Consider the following 16,693-nt stretch of genomic DNA (forward strand, 5'->3'; position numbering starts at 1 on the left):
ACTCAAGCAACGGATGCACTCGGCCACCTCCTCGCACGCACTCACGGATCACCGCCCAGGGCCGGGCGGAGCGGAGAGGCATGACTGGTGGCACCGTTGCCAGGTCGTTACCCGAGAGCCTTGAGGGCATCCCGCCAGCACCACGACGGGTTCTATGGGTGACTGTCCCGATCCCGGGATCCCTGTCACCTCAGACGAGGGATCCGTTCCGGACCGGCGTGCTCGAACCATCGTACACCTGTTCGAATACAGGCACAAGAGGCGAGCTCAGGACAATGAGTACCCCTCCACCGCACCGCGCCGGACCACCACGTGCACGCCTTTGCCCGCATCCACTCCGCCCGTCAGCAGCGCCGTCGCGCCGGGACGCTCGTCCGTCGATTTCCCATCCGGGGTGCACGGTGACGCGACCTGCCGCGCCCGCGTGTCGCCGAAGCCCACGACACCGGAGTCCTCGGTGTCGAAACGGTGCCCATAGGGAACAGAGTCCCGGCACAGGAGCGCCTCGCCAGGAGCAACCGGACGCGACGTCCCGTCGACCAGCGACACCAGGCGCGGACCGCTCGGGGTCGGCACGACGACGAGCTCGTCAGCGTCGATGATCCGGTCGACCTCGGCGTCCAGCTCGAGGATGTCGAGCGTCAACGTCCGCACCGCGGCGCGACCCAGCTCCTGGCGCCAGGTGGTCTCCCCCGTCCGGGGGTCGAAGCCCTCGAGGAATCCGCGGCCGGACACGAGCCGGGGCTCCGTGCCCTCCCGGTAGACGCGCTCGCCGGAGAAAGCACACCGCACCGGCACCTCGGTCCGGGTGAGCTCCAGGCAGCGGATGTCGGCGCCGCGGTGGCGCCACAGCACGTCGCCCGTCTCCACGTCCAGCCCGACGGTCCGCCGTTGCGCCAGGTCGAGGCGGACGCTCTGTCCGCGCTCGTAGCGGTCGAGGTCGCGCTCCCGGGTGGTCGCGAGCAGCTGCAGCACCGCGACACCGGCCTCCTCGTCCACCATCCCGTGGGAGTCGTCCAGCAACCACTGATCGCCGCCGGTCACCCGGGTGTGCGGCAGCCGCCACGGTCGCGGGCCCGCACGACCGACCGCCTTGGCAACGGCGTACTGCCCGACGGGGCCGTAGACGGTGTAGACGTCGGAGCCCCGGACGAGACTGTTGGTGCCGGCGGGGAGCCGGTCCTTCTCGGGCAGTAGCTCCCAGGTTCCGAGGACCCACCGCGTCTCCTCGAACCGGTCGTCCGGTGAGATCCGCAGGCACACGTCGAGTCCGTCGTCGCAGGTCGGTGCGCCGAACTGCGCCACGACCGGACGGGTGCGGGCGACGACCTCGCCCGAGGCCGGGTCGAGCGCGAGGTAGGGCAGCCGAGCGCCCGCGCGCAGCGCCGGTCCCGTCCGCGCTTCCTGCATGACGACGTACGTCTCGCCGTCGGCCGAGGTGTGGACGAGATCGCCGAGGAAGGCGCCGACGTCGCTGTTCACCACCATCAGCGGACGCCGCCACCGCACGGCACCGTCGCGGCGGTCCAGGGCGACCACGTCCAGCTCGTCACCGCGGGCCGCCACGACCGTGACCAGCACGTCGCCCGCCGGCACCGGATCCTGGAGCGCCTTGACCGGCGTCGACCACGCAGGCGTTGCGCTGGTCGGCAGCTCGTCGACGACCGTGGCCGGCGGCGCCGGGCTTCGCCCAGGCGCCGGACCGTCACCGCGCCCTCCACCCCGACTGTCCGTGCAGCCGGCGAGCAGCAGGAAAACCATCACCATCCCGAGAGCTCTCACGCGATCGACGCTAGTGAGACGGAGCCCGCCGCAGGGGCCGCCGGGACGATCTGTGGAGAACGCGCGCAGGACCTTCGCCCCGCACCCACGGTCCCATCGCCCCTGCCGGCGGGCGCCGATCCCGACGACCCTCGAGGTGGAGCGAACGCTCCCCCGGCGCAGGTCGCGCCGCGCCCCCATCTTGAGGAGCACGCCATGAAGGCTGCCGTCGTCCCCACCCTCGGCGCACCGCTGGAGATCCGCGACGTCCCCGTCCCCGAGCCCGGCCCCGGCCAGGTGCTCGTGCGGATCGAGACCTGCGGGCTCTGCCACACCGACATCCACGCGGCCCGCGGCGAGTGGCCCGTGAAGCCCAAGGACCAGCTCATCCCCGGCCATGAGGGCGTCGGCATCGTCGAGGCCGTCGGTGAGGGCGACCTGCCCGTGGCGGTCGGCCAACGTGTCGCGCTCCCGTGGCTCGGGCAGGCCTGCGGCCACTGCCGCTACTGCGTCGACGGCTGGGAGACCTACTGCACCAGCCCGGCCTACATGGGCTACACGATGGACGGCAGCTACGCGGAGTACGCCGTCGCGTGGGCCAGCCACGTCGTGCCCGTCCCGGACGGCGTCGACCCGATGGACGCCGCGCCGCTGACCTGCGCCGGCGTGACGACGTACAAGGCCATCAAGGTCGCGGACCCCAAGCCGAACGAGACCTGCATGGTCGTCGGCATCGGTGGCCTCGGGCACCTGGGTCTGCAGTACGCCCGGATCTTCGGCACCCGCACCGTCGCCGTCGACGTGCACGACGACAAGCTGCAGCTGGCGAAGGACCTGGGCGCCGACCATGTCATCGACGCGCGCGGCGACCAGGCGGCCCAGCTCGCCGAGCTCGGCGGGGTCGACATCGCGCTGGTGACGGTGCCGTCGCCGGCCGCCATGCAGGCCGCGCACGCCGCCCTCAACCCCAACGGTCGGCTCGTGATCGTCGGCCTGCCGGCCGACAACCGCCTCGAGCTCCCGGTCTTCGAGACCGTGCTCAAGGGCATCTCGATCATCGGGTCGCTGGTCGGGACGCGCAACGACCTCGCCGCCTGCTTCGACCTCCACGCTCGCGGCCTGACCCGCGTCGTGACCGAGAGCCGCACGCTCGACGACGTCAACGCGTGCTTCGAGGAGGTGCTGGCCGGGGAGGTTCCGGCGCGACTGGTCTTCGACATGCGGTGACGCTCGAGGCCTATCCACGGGCACGTCCGGAGGTGTAGGCAAGGAGGGCGAGGCATCCCCCTCGCTCCACCGGACGAGGAGTTGCCGTGGCCGCACTCGAGAGCACCCAGCTGCTGACCGAGCTCGAGCCGGTGGTGGAGGACAACCTCAACCGGCACATGGCGATGGCCGACGAGTGGATGCCGCACGAGTACGTCCCGTGGAGCCTGGGCCGCGACTTCGCCGACCTCGGCGGCGACCCGTGGGAGGTCGCGCAGTCCCAGCTGTCCCCCATCGCGCGCACGGCGCTCGAGGTCAACCTGCTGACCGAGGACAACCTGCCGAGCTACCACCGCGAGATCGACCGTGCCTTCGGCCGCGACAGCGCGTGGGGCACCTGGGTGAACCGGTGGACCGCCGAGGAGGGCCGCCACGCCTTCTGCATCCGCGACTACCTCCTCGTCACCCGCGGCGTCGACCCCGTCGAGCTCGAGCGCGCGCGGATGGAGACCATGGAGACCGGCTACGAGGCGATGGACAAGTCGCTGCTCAACGTCTGCGCCTACGTGTCGTTCCAGGAGCTCGCCACCCGGGTCTCGCACCGCAACACCGGCCGCTACACCGAGGAGCCGATCGCCGACAAGCTGCTCGCCCGCGTCGCCAAGGACGAGAACCTCCACATGATCTTCTACCGCAACATCGTCACCGCGGCCCTCGAGCTCACCCCCAGCCAGACGATGCGCGCGATCACCGAGGAGGTCGTCGGCTTCGAGATGCCCGGCAGCGTCATCCCCGGCTTCTCGCGCAAGGCGGTGCAGATGGCCAAGGCCGGGATCTACGACCTCCGCATCCACCACGACGACATCGTCGCGCCGCTGCTCCGGCAGTGGGGCGTGTGGGAGCTGGAGGGGCTCGACGCCGACGGCGAGGCGGCTCGCGACGAGCTCGCGGCCGCGGTCGCCACGCTCGACGGCGAGGCGACGCGCTTCGTCGAGCGGCGGGACGAGGCGGCGGCGAAGAAGGCCGCGCGTCAGGCCTGAGCGACGCCTCGCCGTCGGTCAGCGGCGGACCTGCAGCACACCTCGGGCCCCGCGCTCGGCGTCGACCATGACGTGGCTGACGAACGGGTAGTCGCCCGGCTCGTCCAGCACCAGCTCGACGAAACCGCCCTGGGCCGGCAGCAGCGGCAGCACCTGCGCGCCACCGTCGCGTGCCGGACCCGAGCGGCTGCCGAGCTGCCACGCGCCTTCGTTGAACACGGTGTCGAACTGCCCGCCGACGACGTGGAAGGACGAGGCGCGGCTCGGTCCCGCGTCGAGCACCCAGATCCGGACCCGCTCGCCGGTGCGGGCGCGCAGCGGCTCGCGGGCGTACTGGTCGGGGTAGCCGTTGAACACCACGGCGTCGGGCTCCTCGGCAGCGACCTTGTCGAGGTCGGCGACCGCGCCGTCGGCCCCGTGGTACTGCTCGGACTGCACCAGGACGTACTCCCGGTCGACGGGAGGCAGGCCGGGCGGCTCGATCACGACGGCGCCGAAGAGTCCGTTGGCGATGTGCGCGGTCATCGGCATCGTGGAGCAGTGATACATCCACACCCCGGCCCGGGTCGCGGTGAAGCGATAGGTCAGCGACTCCCCGGGCGGGATCGTGCGCATCACCTCGTCCGGGGCGCGCACTCCGGCGTGGAAGTCGATCGAGTGGCCCATCGTCCCGTCGTTCACCAGCGTGATGACGAACCGGTCGCCGACGCGGCCGCGCAGCACCGGGCCCGGCGCGGTGCCGTTGAACGTCCACACCTCCTGGGTCACCCCCGGCGCCACCTCCGCCTGCTGCTCGGTGATCCGGAACGTGTGGCGGTGCACGCGCTCCGGGACCAGCGGCGGCAGGACCGGGTCGTACGCCGCGAAGTCCGGCCCCGGCTCGCCCGCCGAGCTGATCGGCGCCCCGGACGCGTCGTGGCCGTGGTCCTCGTGCCCGGCCGGTTCAGTGGCACCGTCGACGGCGCCGTCCGCGGCGGCTGCCGCGTCCTGCGACCCGCCACCCGTCACGTCGACGGCGAACGTCATGCCCATCTGCCGGTGCCCCACGACCGAGCACCAGCCGTCGAGGTCGCGACCGACGACGCCGACGTCCAGCACGGCCTCCTCCCCCGGCGCGATGCGGCCGGTGTCGGCGCCGGTCTCCAGCACCAGGTCGTGGACGTCGCCCGCACTCTCGTTGCGCAGGGTGATCACCAGCCGGTCACCGGCGGCCACCTCGACGCGGTCGGGGGTGAACCGCATCTCGCCGGCCACCACCTCGACCTCGACGGTCCGGCCGGTGGGCGCGACACCGGCGTCCGCGGAGCCGGTCCGGCCCAGTGCGTCCGGGTCGACGGCACCGCCGACGGCCACGGCCACCACGGCGAGCGCCACCCCGACGGCGGCCAGCCCGGTGTTCTGCCCGCGCGGTCGTCCGGCGGACGCCGGGGTCGCCGTGCCGCGGTGCCGACTCCCAACGGCGAGCAGCAGCAGCGGGACGAAGCTCGCGAGGGCTCCGAGGACGAGCACCGACGCCACGACGCGTACGACGCTCGGGACGGGCAGGAGACACCAGAGCAGGCCCACGTTGGCGAGGGCCACCCGCAGCGCCCCGGCCGAGTCGAGCGCCCGGTTGGCGGCGCGTACGGACGCCGGGCCCCCGCCGAGCACGACCGGCACGAGGTAGGAGAGGGCGCCGAGCAGCACCTGGGCGACGAACCCGGCGGCCAGGAAGGGCGCTGCGTCGTGCAGAGCCGCGGACACGTCGCCCCACGTGCCACCGAACGCGACCCGCACCGACACCCAGGCGAGCATCGCCGCCAGCCACAGCACGCCCGCGCCGACCGACCAGGTGGGAAAGCTGCCCGGCGGCTTCACCCGCGCCGCGTCCACCATCGGGCGGGCCAGGACCAGGACACCGGCGAGGTAGGTCACCAGGCCGGCCGCGACCACGCGGGGCTGGTCCGCCCACGCGGCGGCCGCGACCAGGGCGATCCCCGCGACCAGCACGGGCAGCGCGGCGCGCGACGCCTTCTCCGCACCCTCGGCCAGGCGCGTACGCAGCATCGTCGGCCACAGCGTGACGAGGGTGCCCAGCACGGTGAGGCCCACCCAGCCGAGCACGTTGATGCCGGCGTGGGCGATGCGCACGCGCGCGTCGAGGGGATCGGTCAGCCCGCGGGCGAGCCACACGCCCAGCGTGGCGCCGACCGGGAGCAGGGCACCCGCGGCCAGGTAGTAGTGCACCGTCGGCGCGAAGCGCGAACGGAACCTGCCGCGCAGGCCCTGCGCCAGGGACGCCACGTGCCACGTGACGGCCAGCGCCACGGCCACCGCGCCGGCCAGGACGAGGAGCCACCTGTCGAGGGCCACCCCGATCGTGACCGCGACGGCGCCAAGGTCGAAGGTCGCCAGACGGATCGACTGCTCGCGCCGCGGCGTCGCGGGTCCGCGCAGCAGGGTGTCCGCGAAGTAGCGGCTCCACACGAGGATCGCGTGGCCGGCGGCACCGAGCAGCAGCAGGTGGAGCAGCAGCCAGCGCGGCTCCGGCACCCACTGGTGCACGAGCGCCACGACCACGGCAGCCAGCAGCCAGCCCACGACCGGCAGGTCCCGGATCGGCCAGAAGCCGCGGGTGCCGGCGGCCGGTGCGTCCGAGCGGTCCGCGGAAGGGGACGAGGACGGCGACTGGAGGGTGGTCATCGCGCGACCTCCGGGGTGCGTTCGGCGGGACGGACGGCGCGGGGCGGGGGGCCGATGACGGTGCTCGTCCCTGCGACGGCGAAGAAGAGCAGCAGCGCGAGTGCGTTGCCGGCGCCGCCGACCTCGCGCGCCAGGTCGCTCCCGAGGGCGTCGCCGCCCCACAGGCGCAGGACGAGCGAGGCCTGGAGCAGGGCCCACGGTGCCCACATGGCCGTTCGGTACGGCAGCGGCACCCGCGTCACCGCAGGAAGGATCGAGGGAGCGTGCGCCATGATCATCGAGATCGTGAAGCCGAGGAAGACCGCGTGCACCAGGGCGTCGTACGCCGCTCCGTCGGCCGGCTGCCCGGCGACCAGCAGGACGCCTCCGGCCACGGCCAGCCAGGCCTGGCCGGCGAGCATGCAGGCGGCGGCGAACCGCGGCAGCCCGGAGCCGCGCAGCGTCCGCCTCGCGACGTCGTACGACACCAGCCAGGCGACGAGCAGGAGGAGCACCACTCCGAGGACGCTGCCCCCGACGACCGGCCACATCGTCGCGGCCGGGACGCTCACGGTGACAGCGAGGCCGAGCAGCACCAGCGAGGTCCCCGCGCCCGCGGGCATCGCCAGCCGGGCCAGCTCGAGCCGCTCACCGGCGATGGTCAGCACGACGAAGCCGGCCAGCCACGGCAGCGCGAGCGGCACGTCGGCACCACCGAGGGCGAGCACGGTGCTGCCGAGGGCGAGGACCGCGCCGAGCGCGGAGACCAGGACGGCGTCGTCGCGCTGGCGGCGCCACAGCGGGACGTAGACCGCGCACAGCGTCGCGGTGCCGGCGACCAGCAGCAGGTGGCCGAGCCGGTCCGCTCCCGGCACGAGCAGCAGGAGGGCGCCGGAGCCCAGGGAGGTCGGAGCGGCGTAGGCCCAGGCCGCGCCGAGCGCGACCGCGCGCTCCAGGGCGATGAGCGTGCCCACGAAGCCGAGCACCATCAACAGCCCGTGGGCCTCGCCCACCCGGCCCGTCGACACCGGCGCCCACACACCCAGGAGCGTGAGGCCCGCGTCGGTGCCGACGACCATCGCGATGCCTGCCGGGACCGCCAGCAGCGCGCGTGGCGCCGGCGTACGCCGCCCGCTCACGGGAGGCCGACCCCGCAGCCCAGCGTGTCGGGGCGCGGGTGGAGCGTCGCGCCGCGTCGACCGAGCACACCCTCGACGAGCCCCAGGTGCACCGCACACACGACTCCCGGGTGCGCACGCGCCGCGTCGAGCAGCGGGCACGCGTGCAGCGTCACGTGGTCACCGTCGGCCTCGGGGGCGAAGCCGGTGTGCGTGAGGGCGAGCATCACGCGCTCTCGTCCGTCCTCCACCGCGCCGAGCTGCGAGCGGATCCGCTCGCCCCAGGCCCGGCCCCCGCGCACGGCCGCGGGGTCGAGGGTGTGGCGCGTTCCCGTGTCCGGGTCTGGTCCCTGGTCGAGGCCGGAGGCGAGCGCCATGGCGAGGGCGGCGTACTCCGGCTCGCGGGCGAGATAGCTCCACGCCGGACGTCCGCGGCCGCCGCTCCGGCTGGCGATGCGGCTGGCGTTCCCGCCCGCCACGAGCACGTCGAGATGTCCGCGCAGGGTGTTGGCGTGCAGTCCGGTGAGGTCCTGCAGCTCGGTCAGCGTCACGGCGCGACCCGCCTCGCGCATCGCGGCCAGCACGCGGGCCTGGGCGGCGGTCACACCCTGCTCATTTATTTCCACGGGGTTCATTGTAGATTATTAGCAACCAACCGAGGAGGCACCCCATGTCCACCGTCACCATCGCCAACAACCACGCCGACGCCGAGGCGGCTGAGAAGGTCGAGCAGCACCACGCCGAGATGGCCGGCCGGCTCGCCCTGCTCACCTTCGACGTCGTGCGCGCGGCGCGCACCGACCGGGCCCAGGCCGCGCGGCAGGAGCTGCTGTCCTGGCTGCGCGACGACCTCGTGCCGCACGCGACCGCGGAGGAGCAGACGCTCTACCCGGCCGCCGCCGAGATCGCGGAGGCGCGCCTCCTCGTCGAGGCGATGCTGGCAGAGCACGTCCTCATCCACCGGCTGGTGGGCGACCTCGAGGCCGCGACCGACCCGATCGAGGCCGCCGCCGTCGCGCGCGCCCTCGAGACGCTCTTCGGCAGCCACCTCGCCAAGGAGAACGACCAGCTCATCCCGACCCTCGTCGCCTCCCCGGACTACTCGGTGGCCGAGATGCTCGACGGCATGCACGAGCTCCTCGGCGGCCACGAGGCTCCCGCCGCCGCTGCCTCTCCCGCTGCTGGCGGGCACCAGTGCGCGTGCGGGGGTCACGACGAGGCGGGGCTGCCCGAGCTCGACGTGCGCACCATCCCGCACGCCATCCGCCACGCCACGATCTTCGGCGCGCTGGACGGCCTGCGTCCCGGCACCGGCCTGCAGCTGGTCGCCGACCACGACCCGCTGCCGCTCCTGGCCCAGCTCGAGCAGCGCGCTCCGGGCGCGTTCGACGTGGCCTACCGCGAGTCCGGTCCCGAGGCCTGGCGCCTGGAGCTGATCCGCAAGGGCTGAGCACCCGGCGCCGCGGCGTTGCGCGATGATCTCCCCATGACGGAGCGCAACGTCCTCGGCGGCGAGCTGGACCCGTGCGGCACCGACCCGGTCACCGGGTTCCACCGCGACGGCACGTGCACGGTCGGCCCGCAGGACGTCGGGCTGCACGCCGTCTGCGCGGTGATGACGGAGGAGTTCCTGGCCCACCAGGCTGCGGTCGGCAACGACCTCTCCACCCCACGGCCGGAGTGGCACTTCCCCGGCCTCGTGCCAGGAGACCGGTGGTGCGTGGTGGCGCTCCGCTGGCTGCAGGCGTACGACGCCGGAGTGGCCGCACCCGTGGTGCTGTCCGCGACGTCGGAGCGGGCGCTCGACGTCGTACCCCTCGAGGTGCTGCGGGCGCACTCGGTCGACGTGCCTCCGGACCTCAGCGGGCTGGAGTGACGTCCACGCGGCCGCTGGCGGTGAGGGGCACGCCCTCGGCGCGGAGGTGCTTCAACGCCGTCCCGTCGTGGCATGTCGCCGGTCGTCCGTCCGCGTGGACGACGCGCCACCACGGCACCGCGTCACCGTGCAGCGCCATCACCTGTCCGACCTGGCGCGGACCGGCCGTGCCGACGAGGCGGGCGATCGCGCCGTACGTCGTCACCCGGCCCGGCGGCACCTGCTCGACCAGCGCGAGCACGGCCTCCACGTAGTCCTCGTCCATCACGTGTCCGCGGCGTCGTAGCGGAGGAGGCCGTCGACGACGCGCGCGCCGGCCGACGGCTCGTGCGGCGTGGTCTTCCCGTCGTGGGAGAGATGGGCGACCTCGACCTTCCTCAGCAGGAGCGCGGCGTCGGCGACGATCCGGCGGTGGCAGCGCCACCACACGCTCTCGCTGCACATGACCGCAGTGGTGTCGTGCTCGTCGACGTCGGCGACCAGGTCGTCGAGGGCCGAGAGGAACTCCGGCGTCCGGGTGTGGGCGGCGTACGCCCGGAACGCCTCGACACGCCACCAGCCGTCGGCGTCGGGATCGGCTTGCTTGTCGCGTCGGCGGCGACCGCCCAGCCGTTCCTCCCAGCGGTAGTCGATGCCGGCCTCGGGCACCCACTGCGCCAGCGCGTCGCTGCTGACGTCCGGGTTGTGCCGGCTGCCCGGGAAGCGGCGTACGTCGATGAGCAGCTCGACGCCGGTGTCGGCCAGGAGCCGCGCCAGGGCGTCGCGGTTCAGGGTGCCGTGCCCCACCGTGAGCAGTCGCCCCATTCGGCTCCTCCTCGGCAGTCGTCGTGGCACCTCGCCTGCCTCGGTGCGCACCCGGGAGCCATCTTCACACCCCGAGCCGCCGGGCCACGTCGTCGCCTGCCACCCGGCGTACGGTCTCGGGGTCCCCCACCACGACGAGCTCGTCGGTGGCGCGGGACATGCCGACGTAGAGCCGCTCACGGGCGCGGTCACGCGAGCCGTCCTCGTTGAGGCAGAGCACGACCGCGCGGCGCTCGAGTCCCTTGCAGCCGAGGACGTGTCCGTAGAAGACGTCGTCGTCCCAGTAGGTGCGCCAGTAACCCTCCTGGTCGTGGAAGTCGGTGCGCTCGACCTGCACGGGGTGGCGGTGGCCGGTGGTCAGGAGCGCCACGTTGCGCGGCTCCCAGCCCGACTCGAGCAGGGCATCGACTGCGTCGTCCGCCGCCTCGAGCGCGTCGTCCTGCGTGGTGGCGACGAAGCGCACGGTCGGGCCGTCGCCGCCGCGGGAGTACATCCGGCTCGGCGCCAGCGGGCCGAACGACTCGTGGATCTGCTTGGTGTTGCGGAGGTTCGGCGTGTCGTGGACGAGGGCGGGCCGCATGACGCGGCCCGCCCTCGACGTACTCATCAGATCAGCTGCAGCCGCTGGTGCTCCCGCAGCCCTCGCACACGTAGCACGAGCCGGCCGGGCGCATCTTCGTCCCGCAGGTCATGCAGAGCGGGGAGTCGACGGCGGTGCCGGTGAGCTTCTCGAAGAGCTCGGCGGTGGTCTTGGCCTCGGCGGGGGCCGGCTTGGCGCTGGCCTCCACGATGTCGGCCTCGACGACCTGGGTCTCGATACGAGCCTCGTCCCTCGGCTCTACTCGACCAGCGACAGAGGAGTCCGCCTCGACGAGCTCGGCTGCACTGCCGGTCTCCTCCACGAGCGGCTCGTAGGAGCCGGTCTCGAGGTGGCGCTGGCGCTCCTCGGCGGAGTAGATGCCCAGGGCCGAGCGCTCCTCGAAGGTGAGGTAGTCCAGGGCAAGGCGGCGCCAGACGTAGTCCATCAGCGACTGCGCCATGCGGACGTCCGGGTCGTCGGTGAGGCCGGCGGGCTCGAAGCGCAGATTGGTGAACTTCGAGACGTAGGTCTCCAGCGGCACGCCGTACTGCAGGCCGATCGACACCGCGATCGAGAAGGCGTCCATCACGCCGGCCAGGGTCGACCCCTGCTTGCCGAGCTTGAGGAAGACCTCGCCGAGCTGGCCGTCGTCGTGGGCGCCGGAGGTCATGTAGCCCTCGGCACCGCCGACGGTGAACGACGTGGTGCGCGAGACTCGCGACTTCGGCAGGCGCTTGCGGACCGGGGCGTAGACGACCTTCTCCACGACCTTGGTCTCGACGGCCCCACCCGACGATGCACTGTCGGCCGCGGCCTTGTCGGCGGCGTCCTTCTTGGCCTTGCCGCCACCGTCGGACAGCGGCTGGCCGACCTTGCAGTTGTCGCGGTAGATCGCGGTCGCCTTGAGCCCGAGCTTCCAGGACTGCATGTAGACGTCCTCGATCTCCTCGACCGTGGCGCTCTCGGGCAGGTTGACCGTCTTGGAGATCGCGCCGGAGAGGAACGGCTGGGCCGCCGCCATCATCCGCACGTGGCCCATCGGCTTGAGCGCGCGGGCGCCCATGGCGGTGTCGAAGATCTCGTAGTGCTCGGTCTTCAGGCCCGGGGCGTCGATGACGTGGCCGTGCTCGCCGATGTAGGCGACGATCGCCTCGACCTGCTCGGGCTGGTAGCCGAGCTTCTTCAGCGCCCGCGGGATCGTCTGGTTGACGATCTGCATGGAGCCGCCGCCGACGAGCTTCTTGAACTTCACCAGGGAGAAGTCGGGCTCGATGCCGGTGGTGTCGCAGTCCATCATGAAGCCGATGGTGCCGGTGGGCGCGAGCACGGAGGCCTGCGCGTTGCGGAAGCCGAACTTCTCGCCCAGCTTGATCACGTCGGCCCACGCCTTGGTGGCCAGCTTGTGCGTGCGGCCGTCCTCGGTGTGCAGCACGCGTACGACGTCGTTGGCCGCCTGGTGCTTGCGCATCACGCGCTTGTGGGCGTCGGCGTTGCGGGCGTAGCCGGCGTACGGGCCGACGATGCCGGCGAGCTCGGCGCTGCGCTTGTACGACGTACCGGTCATGAGCGAGGTGATCGCAGCAGCCATCGAGCGGCCACCCTCGGAGTCGTAGCCCAGGCCCATCGCCATCAGCAGCGCGCCGAGGTTGGCGTAGCCGATGCCGAGCTGGCGGTAGTCGCGGGTGGTGTCGCCGATCGGCTCGGTCGGGAAGTCGGCGAAGCAGATCGAGATGTCCATCGCGGTGATGATGAACTCGACGGCCTTGGCGAAGAGCGCGGCGTCGAAGGTGTCGTCGTCCTTGAGGAACTTCAGCAGGTTGAGCGACGCCAGGTTGCACGAGGAGTTGTCGAGCGACATGTATTCGGAGCACGGGTTGGACGCGGTGATGCGGCCGGTCTCCGGGTTGGTGTGCCAGTCGTTGATCGTGTCGTCGTACTGCAGACCCGGGTCGGCGCAGGCCCAGGCGGCCTCGCTGATCTTGCGGAACAGCTCGCGGGCGTCGACGGTCTCGATGACCTCGCCGGTGCCGCGGGCGCGCAGGCCGAACCCGGCGCCGTCCTCGACGGCGCGCATGAACTCGTCGTTGACGCGGACCGAGTTGTTGGCGTTCTGGTACTGGACGGAGGTGATGTCGGCGCCACCGAGGTCCATGTCGAACCCGGCGTCGCGGAGGGCGCGGATCTTGTCCTCCTCCTTCGCCTTCGTCATCACGAACTCCTCGATGTCCGGGTGGTCGACGTCGAGGACGACCATCTTGGCCGCACGACGCGTCGCGCCGCCCGACTTGATGGTGCCCGCGGAGGCGTCCGCACCGCGCATGAAGGAGACCGGGCCGCTCGCCGTGCCACCGGAGGAGAGGAGCTCCTTGGAGGAGCGGATGCGGGACAGGTTGAGGCCGGCGCCGGAGCCGCCCTTGAAGATGAAGCCCTCCTCCTTGTACCAGTTCAGGATCGAGTCCATCGAGTCGTCGACCGAGAGGATGAAGCAGGCGCTGACCTGCTGCGGGGACGCGGTGCCGACGTTGAACCAGACGGGCGAGTTGAAGGAGAAGTACTGGTTGACCAGCAGCCAGGTGAGCTCGTGCTCGAAGATCTCGGCGTCGGCCTCGGTGGCGAAGTAGCCGTGGTCGATGCCGGCCTTCGTGTACGTCTTCACGATCCGGTCGATGAGCTGCTTGAGGCTCCACTCGCGGGCGTCCGTGCCGACCGCGCCGCGGAAGTACTTCGTCGTGACGATGGTGGAGGCGTTGACCGACCAGAAGTCGGGGTACTCGACACCGCGCTGCTCGAAGACGGTCTCGCCGGTCTTCCAGTTCTGCTGGACGACGTCGCGGCGCTCCCAGGTGATCGCGTCGTAGGGGTGCGTGCCCTCGGTGCTGAAGACGCGCTCCATGGTCAGGCCCTTGCCCTTGGCTCCCTTGGCGCGGGTGCTCACCGTCTCGGTCATACGACTTCCTCTATCCCTGGTGGTGGTTGTGGTGCTCGCGATGGATGTGTCGCGGTTGCTTGGTAAGCCCGGCAGGCCGCTTCCCCACGACCTGCCGGGCCGAATGTGGTCAACCCGTCGTGGCGGGCTGATCGGCTGCGGCTCGTTCGAGCCGGAGCATCTTGATCTCGGCGTCGAAGTCCTCGGCGGACTCGAACGCGCGATAGACGGAGGCGAACCGGAGGTAGGCCACCTCGTCGAGCGCCCGCAGCGGGCTGAGGATCGCGAGGCCGACGTCGTTGGCGTCGAACTCGGCCTGCCCGCTCAGGCGCAGTGCGTCCTCGACCTCCTGGCCGAGGCAGGCGAGCTGGGCGTCGGTGACCGGACGGCCCTTGCAGGCCTTGCGGACGCCGGCGATGGCCTTGTCGCGGTTGAACGGCTCGGTCGCGCCGGAGCGCTTGAGCACCGTGAGCTGCATCTTCTCGACCGTCGTGAAGCGGCGGTCGCACGCGGCGCAGCTGCGGCGCCGACGGATGGAACCGCCGTCGTCGGCGACCCGGGAGTCGAGGACCTTGGTGTCCTCGTTCTTGCAGTAGGGACAGTGCATGGCGGCCCTCCTCTCGGGTACGTCAGCGCGCGGCTCGTACACCCTCATAACAGGGTGTCGCCTGGGGATGTTCCTGTGGACAACTAGCCTGAGGCTGTGAGGATCTCCCCCTGGCCTGTGCACCAGATGTGGATAACTACAGCGGTGTAACTACTAGATGTAGTGGTAACCGTACGCCCCGCCCACCACGCTGGCAAGTGAACTCGTGAAGTCCGCGGATCAATTTCTGCGCACCGCCCTGACCTGCGGTTTTGGGTGCCTTCGGCTCTCCGGACCGGCGCGTCTGCAGGGTGTTCCGGTCACATCGTGAGGCCGCATCGGACACAATGGCCCTCGTGTCTACGGGGAAGCGGGTCGGGTCGCGCAAGGGGGCTCCCCAACCCCGCACCCTGAACAAGCCGGCGCTCCTCATCGGAGCCGCGATCACCCTCTGCGTCGTGGCCTGGGGATACCTCGTCTACGCCGCCATCGACTTCGGTACGGCGGCGCGCGGGGGCTCCGGCTCGTCAGCCTGGGCCTTCATGGGCCTGGCCTGCCTCGGCGCGATGGCCTGCCTGTTCGCCGGCCTGCTCTTGGTCGCGCGGTTGATGCGGGCACTCGGGATCACCGACCCTCCCCCGACCGACGACGCGCCTCCCCGGCCGGTCGGCGGGAAGCGCGCGGCGCGCTGAGCTTGTGCGGTGACTGTGGTGCGGAATCCGCACCACAGGGACCGCACTATCGGAGGACGAGCTGGGGGACGGCCTCGACGACCTCGAGGTCCTGAGCGGCGCCGGTGACCCAGATGGTCGACGGGATGGCCTCGGGCGGACCGCCGTTGACCGTGAAGCTCGCATCGCCGTACTGAGTGTCCACACTGACCGCGACCTTGGCGGTCTGGTCGTAGACATGCGAGACGTCGAGGGACGGGTACGGCGCGCCGGGAGTCTCGGTGACCTCGGACGTGCCGTCGCCGAAGTTCCAGCGGTAGGCGATGGGCCGGGCGCTGACCACGACGTTCGACTCGACGAGGTTCACAGAGATGGAGGTGGCAGCGGAGTTGGTTGTGTAAAAGTTCGACTCCAGGTTGACAAGCGTCTTGCCGCCGGGGGGCTGCACCTCGAGCTTCGAGGCCGGCCAGCTGAGACGTTCGAACGCCTCGATCACGAGCGCCCGTATCGGCGGCGGGTCGTCGACGAGGTCCTCTTCGCCCGCGCTCAGGCACGCAGTGCCGACGTTCTCGCCGTCGCGGAAGAGGGTGTACCGGGTGCCGGGATTGCCGGCGTCTGTCGTGCAGTCTTCTGGGTTGAAGCAGATACCCTCCGGGTTTCGTTTGCCGTCCTTGCAGATCTGACGGACCGACCACTTCGAGGTCGGGTACTTGATCTTCTCCTCCTCAATTCCGCCCGAGGAGTAGTCACAGGTTTCGACGACCTCTCCCACCTCGCTCTGCACCCCGCATTGAGCTGAGGCGGGCGTAGGGAGAAGAACTACGAAGCCGCCTAGCAGGGCCAGCACGGCACCTCGCGCCGCGACTGTCACCGTGGAACCTCCGCCTTTCGGGTGACGACCCACGACTCTCCGTTCGGCTTCAGGACGAGGAGATGCGCCCCCGGACCACCATCGAAAGTCTGGACCGGCCCGCGAGCAGACTCCTTGTACCTCGTAGGGCTCGAGTTGACCCGTACGACATATTCGCTGCCGCTCTCACCTCTCGATCTGACGCTTTGGATCTTCCAGCCGCCCCACTCGATGAACCCTCCAGCCGAGTACCACTCCTCGACAAGATCGGCGAGATCCGTGCATGCCTTGCAGCCAACAGAGAGTTCCCGATAGACGTCCGTCTTCCCGGTGTTTTCCATCTCAGCCTCGGCGGCTGCCCACCGCCGGATGAACTCCTCAGCACTCTCCGCCTCAACCGTCTCCGACGCAGTGGGCAACGGGGACGACGACGGCGGCGGGTCCGGCATCTTGGGCCGGGGCTCGGGGTCGTCCGAGCAGCCCGCCAGGAGGAGGGGTACGACGGCGGTGAGCGCGAGAGCGCGGCGTACGTGCATGAAGGAGCCTTCCCGAGAACTACGTCAGCACTCGGGAAACTACCCAGTTCAGCTCTCCTCGAACCACCCCCGGCCGCA

At 71.4% G+C, this 16,693-nt stretch carries 15 protein-coding genes and 2 pseudogenes; 6 read left to right on the forward strand and 11 right to left on the reverse strand.

The window, feature by feature from the left end:
* Positions 1–267 precede the first annotated feature (267 nt).
* The gene (locus CFI00_RS19840) at positions 268–1,782 is read right to left on the reverse strand and encodes a PQQ-binding-like beta-propeller repeat protein (protein ID WP_207082695.1); all 1,515 of its coding nucleotides are present in this window, start codon (positions 1,780–1,782) and stop codon (positions 268–270) included.
* Positions 1,783–1,977: 195 nt separating this feature from the next.
* Here CFI00_RS19840 and CFI00_RS19845 point away from each other — a divergent pair, with 195 nt between their 5' ends.
* Together CFI00_RS19845 and CFI00_RS19850 are read left to right on the forward strand one after the other, a co-directional pair.
* Complete coding sequence (locus tag CFI00_RS19845; RefSeq protein ID WP_207082696.1) at positions 1,978–2,988, forward strand: zinc-dependent alcohol dehydrogenase; 1,011 nt, start codon at positions 1,978–1,980, stop codon at positions 2,986–2,988.
* A gap of 86 nt (positions 2,989–3,074) precedes the next feature.
* The gene (locus CFI00_RS19850; RefSeq protein WP_207082697.1) at positions 3,075–4,007 is read left to right on the forward strand and encodes an acyl-ACP desaturase; all 933 of its coding nucleotides are present in this window, start codon (positions 3,075–3,077) and stop codon (positions 4,005–4,007) included.
* Positions 4,008–4,025: 18 nt separating this feature from the next.
* Here CFI00_RS19850 and CFI00_RS19855 read toward each other — a convergent pair whose 3' ends face one another.
* The 3 genes from CFI00_RS19855 to CFI00_RS19865 are packed head-to-tail and all read right to left on the reverse strand — an operon-like array spanning position 4,026 to position 8,391.
* Complete coding sequence (locus tag CFI00_RS19855) at positions 4,026–6,689, reverse strand: multicopper oxidase domain-containing protein (protein ID WP_207082698.1); 2,664 nt, start codon at positions 6,687–6,689, stop codon at positions 4,026–4,028.
* Entirely contained in the window at positions 6,686–7,807 is a 1,122-nt protein-coding gene (locus tag CFI00_RS19860; RefSeq protein ID WP_207082699.1) for a hypothetical protein, read from the reverse strand. Before CFI00_RS19860 ends, CFI00_RS19855 begins: the two co-directional genes overlap by 4 nt.
* Entirely contained in the window at positions 7,804–8,391 is a 588-nt protein-coding gene (locus tag CFI00_RS19865; protein ID WP_207082700.1) for a helix-turn-helix domain-containing protein, read from the reverse strand. The genes CFI00_RS19860 and CFI00_RS19865 overlap by 4 nt, the downstream gene beginning before the upstream one ends.
* Before the next feature lie 65 nt (positions 8,392–8,456).
* Here CFI00_RS19865 and CFI00_RS23985 point away from each other — a divergent pair.
* The 3 genes and pseudogenes from CFI00_RS23985 to CFI00_RS19875 all read left to right on the forward strand — a co-directional run.
* Positions 8,457–8,858, forward strand: a pseudogene (locus tag CFI00_RS23985) (hemerythrin domain-containing protein); the annotation flags it as partial.
* 117 nt (positions 8,859–8,975) lie between these two features.
* Positions 8,976–9,236 (forward strand): annotated as a pseudogene (locus tag CFI00_RS23990) (DUF2249 domain-containing protein); the annotation flags it as partial.
* A 36-nt stretch (positions 9,237–9,272) separates the two neighbouring features.
* A complete protein-coding gene (locus tag CFI00_RS19875; protein ID WP_207082702.1) occupies positions 9,273–9,662 on the forward strand; it encodes a DUF2237 domain-containing protein in 390 nt (129 codons plus the stop codon).
* Here CFI00_RS19875 and CFI00_RS19880 read toward each other — a convergent pair.
* From CFI00_RS19880 to nrdR, 5 genes are all read right to left on the reverse strand, one after another.
* On the reverse strand, positions 9,646–9,927 hold the full coding sequence (locus CFI00_RS19880; RefSeq protein WP_207082703.1) for an MGMT family protein: 282 nt from the start codon (positions 9,925–9,927) through the stop codon (positions 9,646–9,648). The genes CFI00_RS19875 and CFI00_RS19880 overlap by 17 nt on opposite strands.
* Entirely contained in the window at positions 9,927–10,466 is a 540-nt protein-coding gene (locus CFI00_RS19885) for a DUF488 domain-containing protein (RefSeq protein ID WP_207082704.1), read from the reverse strand. Before CFI00_RS19885 ends, CFI00_RS19880 begins: the two co-directional genes overlap by 1 nt.
* A 64-nt stretch (positions 10,467–10,530) precedes the next feature.
* Positions 10,531–11,073: an ATP-binding domain-containing protein gene (locus tag CFI00_RS19890; protein ID WP_207082705.1), complete on the reverse strand. Its 543-nt coding sequence runs from the start codon at positions 11,071–11,073 to the stop codon at positions 10,531–10,533.
* 4 nt (positions 11,074–11,077) lie between these two features.
* Positions 11,078–13,993 (reverse strand): vitamin B12-dependent ribonucleotide reductase, encoded by a 2,916-nt coding sequence (locus CFI00_RS19895; protein ID WP_207082706.1) that lies wholly within the window; start codon positions 13,991–13,993, stop codon positions 11,078–11,080.
* Between the two features lie 109 nt (positions 13,994–14,102).
* Positions 14,103–14,579: a transcriptional regulator NrdR gene (gene nrdR / locus CFI00_RS19900; protein WP_207082707.1), complete on the reverse strand. Its 477-nt coding sequence runs from the start codon at positions 14,577–14,579 to the stop codon at positions 14,103–14,105.
* 335 nt (positions 14,580–14,914) lie between these two features.
* Between nrdR and CFI00_RS19905 the strand changes: the two genes are divergently transcribed.
* Positions 14,915–15,250 carry a hypothetical protein gene (locus CFI00_RS19905; protein ID WP_207082708.1) on the forward strand — a complete coding sequence of 112 codons (336 nt, stop codon included), beginning with the start codon at positions 14,915–14,917 and terminating at the stop codon, positions 15,248–15,250.
* Between the two features lie 46 nt (positions 15,251–15,296).
* Here CFI00_RS19905 and CFI00_RS19910 read toward each other — a convergent pair whose 3' ends face one another.
* Together CFI00_RS19910 and CFI00_RS19915 are read right to left on the reverse strand one after the other, a co-directional pair.
* Positions 15,297–16,100 carry a hypothetical protein gene (locus CFI00_RS19910; RefSeq protein WP_207082709.1) on the reverse strand — a complete coding sequence of 268 codons (804 nt, stop codon included), beginning with the start codon at positions 16,098–16,100 and terminating at the stop codon, positions 15,297–15,299.
* The gene (locus tag CFI00_RS19915) at positions 16,097–16,615 is read right to left on the reverse strand and encodes a hypothetical protein (RefSeq protein ID WP_207082710.1); all 519 of its coding nucleotides are present in this window, start codon (positions 16,613–16,615) and stop codon (positions 16,097–16,099) included. Before CFI00_RS19915 ends, CFI00_RS19910 begins: the two co-directional genes overlap by 4 nt.
* Between the last annotated feature and the right edge of the window lie 78 nt (positions 16,616–16,693).

Source organism: Nocardioides sp. S5 (assembly GCF_017310035.1).
GTDB lineage: Bacteria > Actinomycetota > Actinomycetes > Propionibacteriales > Nocardioidaceae > Nocardioides.

Bases quoted from the DNA above. Each gene is read 5' to 3' on its own strand.
- CFI00_RS19875 (WP_207082702.1), top strand. From the start codon at position 9,273: ATGACGGAGCGCAACGTCCTCGGCGGCGAGCTGGACCCGTGCGGCACC.
- CFI00_RS19880 (WP_207082703.1), bottom strand. From the start codon at position 9,927: ATGGACGAGGACTACGTGGAGGCCGTGCTCGCGCTGGTCGAGCAGGTG.
- CFI00_RS19915 (WP_207082710.1), bottom strand. From the start codon at position 16,615: ATGCACGTACGCCGCGCTCTCGCGCTCACCGCCGTCGTACCCCTCCTC.
- CFI00_RS19895 (WP_207082706.1), bottom strand. From the start codon at position 13,993: ATGACCGAGACGGTGAGCACCCGCGCCAAGGGAGCCAAGGGCAAGGGC.
- CFI00_RS19845 (WP_207082696.1), top strand. From the start codon at position 1,978: ATGAAGGCTGCCGTCGTCCCCACCCTCGGCGCACCGCTGGAGATCCGC.
- CFI00_RS19885 (WP_207082704.1), bottom strand. From the start codon at position 10,466: ATGGGGCGACTGCTCACGGTGGGGCACGGCACCCTGAACCGCGACGCC.
- CFI00_RS19855 (WP_207082698.1), bottom strand. From the start codon at position 6,689: ATGACCACCCTCCAGTCGCCGTCCTCGTCCCCTTCCGCGGACCGCTCG.
- nrdR (WP_207082707.1), bottom strand. From the start codon at position 14,579: ATGCACTGTCCCTACTGCAAGAACGAGGACACCAAGGTCCTCGACTCC.
- CFI00_RS19890 (WP_207082705.1), bottom strand. From the start codon at position 11,073: ATGAGTACGTCGAGGGCGGGCCGCGTCATGCGGCCCGCCCTCGTCCAC.